The sequence below is a fragment of the Thiolapillus sp. genome (assembly GCF_048562965.1).
Taxonomy (GTDB): domain Bacteria; phylum Pseudomonadota; class Gammaproteobacteria; order Chromatiales; family Chromatiaceae; genus Thiolapillus; species Thiolapillus brandeum_A.
Window position 1 is genome coordinate 1 of record NZ_JBHNMF010000239.1, and the last position, 4,958, is coordinate 4,958.

Consider the following 4,958-nt stretch of genomic DNA (forward strand, 5'->3'; position numbering starts at 1 on the left):
GGCTTCCGCAATAAAGAGCGGTTTGCCAATGCCATTTACTTCCATCTCGGCGGGTTGGATCTTTACCCTGATGGGATTACTAGATGATGGGCGCCCACTCAATCAGGGGAAGAGCCGAAATGATGAACGCAATCCGACAGATCCTGACCGAAGAGCAGGTAACCCAACTCACGGAGATGAAACGTTCGCATTTCGGTTGGGCGCCGTGGTAGCTAAAGTGCGCGGAATAGAGAGCGGGAGTGTTTTCTACCGGATCAAGGTAAGAGATGCCTTTCCTGAGTGTTTCCCGATTGTTACCGAGATCTCGCAGTATTCGTTCTGCTCTTCAACGGGGCCGGGATCGTCGGCGCAACTGCAACCGGCGATGATGCCGGTGTAGAACAGACCGGCCCTGACGAGAATCTGCCCGGCATCATCCCCGACGCTCAGCAGCACAACCTGAAGCCTGTCGTCCAGGGCAACGCTGCTGGAAGACAGGCCCTGTTGCAGGGGCAGTCCATTGAGTCCCAGGCTTTTCAGCTCTTCTTTCAGAACGCTTTCAAATGCCCCGGTGCCCCAGGCTTGGGCTGCATCCGTCAAAAGTATCATCCATTCTCTCCCCGCCAATAAAAAACGCTCCCGAAGGAGCGTTTTTCTCAGCATGACAGCAACAGCTTACAGGCTGTAGTACATGTCGAATTCCACCGGGTGGGTGGTCATGCGCAGGCGCGTGACTTCTTCCATTTTCAGGTCGATGTAGGCATCGATGAGATCATCGGTGAATACGCCGCCAGCGGTAAGGAATGCGCGATCCACGTCCAGTGACTCCAGCGCCTGATCCAGGCTGTGGCAGACCGTGGGGATGGCTGCTGCTTCTTCTGCTGGCAGGTCATACAGATCCTTGTCCATGGCGTCGCCAGGATGGATCTTGTTCTGGATGCCGTCCAGGCCCGCCATCATCATGGCAGCAAACGCCAGGTAGGAGTTGGCGGTGGGATCAGGGAAGCGTACTTCGATGCGGCGACCCTTGGGGCTGGGTACCCAGGGAATCCGGATGGAAGCGGAGCGGTTGCGGGCAGAGTAGGCCAGCATTACCGGTGCTTCGAAGCCGGGTACCAGGCGCTTGTAGCTGTTGGTGGAGGCGTTGGTGAAGGCGTTCAGGGCACGGGCGTGCTTGATGATGCCGCCGATGTAGTACAGAGCAGTTTCAGACAGGCCGCCGTACTGGTCGCCGGCGAAGATGTTTTCGCCGTCTTTGGCCAGGGACTGGTGTACGTGCATGCCGGAGCCGTTGTCACCTACCAGAGGCTTGGGCATGAAGGTAACGGTCTTGCCGTAGGCGTGGCCCACGTTCTGGATGACGTACTTCATGATCTGGTTCTGGTCGGCGCGCTTCACCAGGGTATCGAACATGGTGCCGATTTCGCACTGGCCGGCGGTAGCCACTTCGTGGTGATGCACCTCTACGGGTACACCCATATCTTCCAGTGCCAGGCACATGGCGGCACGCAGGTCGTGCAGGGAATCGACAGGAGGTACGGGGAAGTAGCCGCCTTTCAGACCGGGACGGTGACCGATGTTGCCGTCTTCATAAACACGCTCGGAGTTCCACTCGGCTTCTTCGGAATCGATCTTGTAGAAAGAGCCGGACATATCAGAGCCCCAGCGCACGTCGTCGAGGATGAAGAACTCGGGCTCGGGGCCGAAATAGGCAGTGTCAGCGATGCCGGTGGATTTCAGATAGGCTTCCGCACGCTTGGCGACAGAGCGGGGATCACGCTCGTAACCTTCCATTGTGGAGGGCTCGAGGATGTCACAGCGGATGTTGACCATGGTTTCATCGGCGAAGGGGTCGATGACCGCCGTGTCCGCGTCCGGCATGAGGATCATGTCCGATTCATTGATACCTTTCCAGCCGGCGATGGACGAGCCGTCGAACATCTTGCCTTCGGTGAACATGTCTTCATCGATCTGGCTGACGGGCAGGGAAACATGCTGTTCCTTGCCGCGGGTATCGGTAAAGCGTAAATCGACGAATTTCACGTCGTTGTCTTTGATCATCTTGAGGACGTCTTTTGCGGACATGAGTCCCTCCCGTGTTGGTTATAAAAAAATACAAACAACCATGCCCCGACGCTGGGTCTGGGGTGATGGTCATCCAAAAGTCCTGATTTTTAGTGCATGAACCATGCCACCCATGGGGCAGGCAGGTCAAGGGAAAAAGCTTGATCGGTCTATATAAGGAATTTGTCGCCAACAGCCTTGCAGCCGATTGCACTGCTGCGGCGAGGGGTGCACCAAAAACGTGCGCAACATGGGTTTTCTGCACCTGCCTTGTGCGTGCGTCAGCCGAAATACAACCGGACTTCGCCAAACTCGGGATGGTTTTTCAGCAGACGGTTCATTTGCTCCTGGAGTTCTTTGGCCTGCCTGGCGCCTTCGTAACACTGCAGGGGAAAGAAGATATCCAGGTCGATCTTTCCTCCCAGATAGTGGAGCAGGATGCGTTTCTGGCGTCCCAGGCATTCCAGCTCGCCCCAGGCTTCCTGCAGGGTTTCCAGGGCCTGTTCCCGCAGGGGAAGGCCTTTGCAGGTGGGGGCGGTCTCGTCGTCTTCCGGGTCGATATGGACGGTAACGTCGGCGATCTCCTCGATATTATCCTTGATCTGTTCTTCTACGGCAATGCTGATCATATGGCCTTCTGAAACCGAGATCCAGGGTGCAACCTGGACATGCACATCGGCCATGGCTTCGTGGCCCTGGCGGCGTGTGCGCAGCATGTGCAGGGAGCGCACGCCGGGAATGTTTCTGATGATGGTGCGGATTTCGTCGACCTTGTCCTCTTCCAGGGATTCATCCACCAGTTCGCGCATGGCGCTCCAGCCCAGATCCCAGCCGATCTTCGCCACCATGGCCCCGACAATGAGTGCCGCGGCAAGATCCAGCCAGCCGTGGCCCAGCATGGCGCCGCCCACGCCGATGAGTACGACAATGGAGGAAACAGCATCCGAGCGGTGATGCCAGGCATTGGCGCGCAGCAGTTCCGAGTTGATGCGGCGGGCCACGACGATGGTGTACCAGTACAGGGCCTCGTTGGCCAGGATGGAAAACAGGGCGGCGTACAGCGCGATGGCCTCGGGGGACTGTGCATCGCCACCCCGCATCAGGCGCTCCACCGAATCCCACATGATACCGCCGGCCACCAGCACCAGAAAGGCGCCCAGGGCGAGAGTCGCGGCGGTCTCGAATCTGCCATGGCCGTAAGGATGATTCTCATCCGGGCCGTGGGACGCATGGCGGGAGGCCACCAGCACCAGAATGTCTGTCATGAGATCGGACAGGGAGTGGATGCCATCCACGATGAGCGCCTGGGAATTGCCGATGACACCCACCACCACTTTGACCACGCTGAGGATGACATTGACCACGGCGCCCACCACGGCAACCCGGCCGGATTCAGAGCGGCGCAGGTCGCGGTGCTCCTGTGAGCCGATCTGGGGTATGTCTGTCATGAGCGTTCTTCCTGGACCCGTATCAACAGGATGTATTCGTCGTCTTCTACTTTCTGTTCCAGCACGAGATGCCCGATGATGCGGCACCAGGCGGGAATATCCTGCATCACGCCGGGATCGGTGCAGATAGCTTCCACTTCGTCGCCGGGTTGCAGGCCAGCGATGTGGTCCTGTACGCGGATGACGGGCATGGGGCAGAGCAGGCGCCGGCAGTCCAGCTGTACCCGGTTCATACCACCCATTCCCTGTTCAGTTCATGGGGGGGCAGAGGCGCTACCTTCACCTGGCGGGTGTTGCCTTCCGTGTCGCGGTATTCCAGTTCGACTTCCGGATCATTCTTGCCCTGGCTGTAACGGGCCACGATACGCGCGGCTTCTTCGATCTGCTCGTCGGCAAAATCCCCGTCGATGAGGCACAGGGGGCCGGGATGGCTGGTGGTTTTGAGGCTGGGATACTGGTTGCGGTAGCCCTGCAGGAACTTGCCTTCGCCTTCCTCCCGGGAAATGATGAGCTTGTAGCCGGGTTCGGGGCGGATATGACGGCCCACCTTGAGGAGCATGATGTCGTCCATTTCGTATTGCTTGCTGCCCCGTGATTTCCACAGATCCTGGAGCTTGACGGAATACTGCTCATCTGTAAGGAAGCAGCAGCCGCCGGCGGGCTGGGCGTAGTCCTCGAAGCCGAATTCTTTCGCCAGGGCCATTTGTGGCTTGCGGCTGCGTCCGGAAAAGTCGTACAGCTTTTCCCTGTTCACCCAGCCTTCGCGCTCGGGCAGGGTGGGGGGCAGGTTCTTCGCGCACAGGGGGCGCAGCAGGCGGTCTTCGATGCCGGAATCCTTCTGCACCACGGGCATGGTGTCCTTGCGCTGGGATTTCGGGCGCTGGCCCACCACCTCGCCGGTGATGATGAAGTCGAAATCATGGGCTTCCATCCACTCCTTCGCCTTCTTCACCATGAAGATCTTGCAGTCCAGACAGGGATTGAGATTGGCGCCATAACCGTATTTCGGGTTGAACACGATGTCCTTGTATTCTTCCACGATGTCGATGATGTGCAGCTTGATGCCGAGTTGTTCGGCAGACCACAGGGCGTTGTTACGCTTGGGTTTTTTCTGGTCCTTCTTGCGGATGGCGTGGGTATGTCCCTCCACGCAGAAGCCGGTGAAGAAATTGATGCCTTCCACATGGATGCCCTGTTCCTGCATGACGCGCACGGCCAGCAGAGAATCCAGTCCGCCGGATACGAGGGCTACGGCTTTGCGTTGCATGGCTGGGTCCAGATCATTCGAAGATGCAGGAATTATACCGGTAATTCCGCTCATACAACCTTTTACTCGATTGGGCATTTAACAGGCTGTTGAAAAAGACATCGATTTTCCCGCTAGTTCCACTTGGGAATGGAATTTGATTGTCTTTTTGCGGGCACAGCATCGTTTTTCGATAATTTTGACCCAATTTCCCCTGTTCT

The 4,958-nt window shown here is 57.8% G+C and carries 6 protein-coding genes; all 6 read right to left on the reverse strand.

Annotation, left to right across the window (positions count from 1 at the left end; all coding sequences use genetic code 11):
• Nucleotides 1-246: 246 nt before the first annotated feature.
• Entirely contained in the window at nt 247-588 is a 342-nt protein-coding gene (locus ACOCD2_RS12180; protein ID WP_293647959.1) for a hypothetical protein, read from the reverse strand.
• A gap of 66 nt (nt 589-654) precedes the next feature.
• Nucleotides 655-2,064 carry a glutamate--ammonia ligase gene (glnA, locus tag ACOCD2_RS12185; RefSeq protein WP_293647961.1) on the reverse strand — a complete coding sequence of 470 codons (1,410 nt, stop codon included), beginning with the start codon at nt 2,062-2,064 and terminating at the stop codon, nt 655-657.
• Nucleotides 2,065-2,324: 260 nt separating this feature from the next.
• Entirely contained in the window at nt 2,325-3,491 is a 1,167-nt protein-coding gene (locus tag ACOCD2_RS12190; RefSeq protein WP_293647963.1) for a cation diffusion facilitator family transporter, read from the reverse strand.
• On the reverse strand, nt 3,488-3,724 hold the full coding sequence (locus ACOCD2_RS12195) for a sulfurtransferase TusA family protein (RefSeq protein WP_293647965.1): 237 nt from the start codon (nt 3,722-3,724) through the stop codon (nt 3,488-3,490). Before ACOCD2_RS12195 ends, ACOCD2_RS12190 begins: the two co-directional genes overlap by 4 nt.
• Nucleotides 3,721-4,758, reverse strand: a complete 1,038-nt coding sequence (locus ACOCD2_RS12200) for a tRNA (5-methylaminomethyl-2-thiouridylate)-methyltransferase (RefSeq protein ID WP_293647967.1) — start codon at nt 4,756-4,758, stop codon at nt 3,721-3,723. The genes ACOCD2_RS12195 and ACOCD2_RS12200 overlap by 4 nt, the downstream gene beginning before the upstream one ends.
• 13 nt (nt 4,759-4,771) lie before the next feature.
• Nucleotides 4,772-4,958: hypothetical protein (locus tag ACOCD2_RS12205; protein WP_293647969.1), on the reverse strand; the 187-nt coding region annotated here is incomplete at its 5' end.

Excerpts from the sequence above, each read along its gene's own strand:
- glnA (WP_293647961.1), bottom strand. The coding sequence starts at position 2,064 with ATGTCCGCAAAAGACGTCCTCAAGATGATCAAAGACAACGACGTGAAA.
- ACOCD2_RS12190 (WP_293647963.1), bottom strand. The coding sequence starts at position 3,491 with ATGACAGACATACCCCAGATCGGCTCACAGGAGCACCGCGACCTGCGC.
- ACOCD2_RS12195 (WP_293647965.1), bottom strand. The coding sequence starts at position 3,724 with ATGAACCGGGTACAGCTGGACTGCCGGCGCCTGCTCTGCCCCATGCCC.
- ACOCD2_RS12200 (WP_293647967.1), bottom strand. The coding sequence starts at position 4,758 with ATGCAACGCAAAGCCGTAGCCCTCGTATCCGGCGGACTGGATTCTCTG.
- ACOCD2_RS12180 (WP_293647959.1), bottom strand. The coding sequence starts at position 588 with ATGATACTTTTGACGGATGCAGCCCAAGCCTGGGGCACCGGGGCATTT.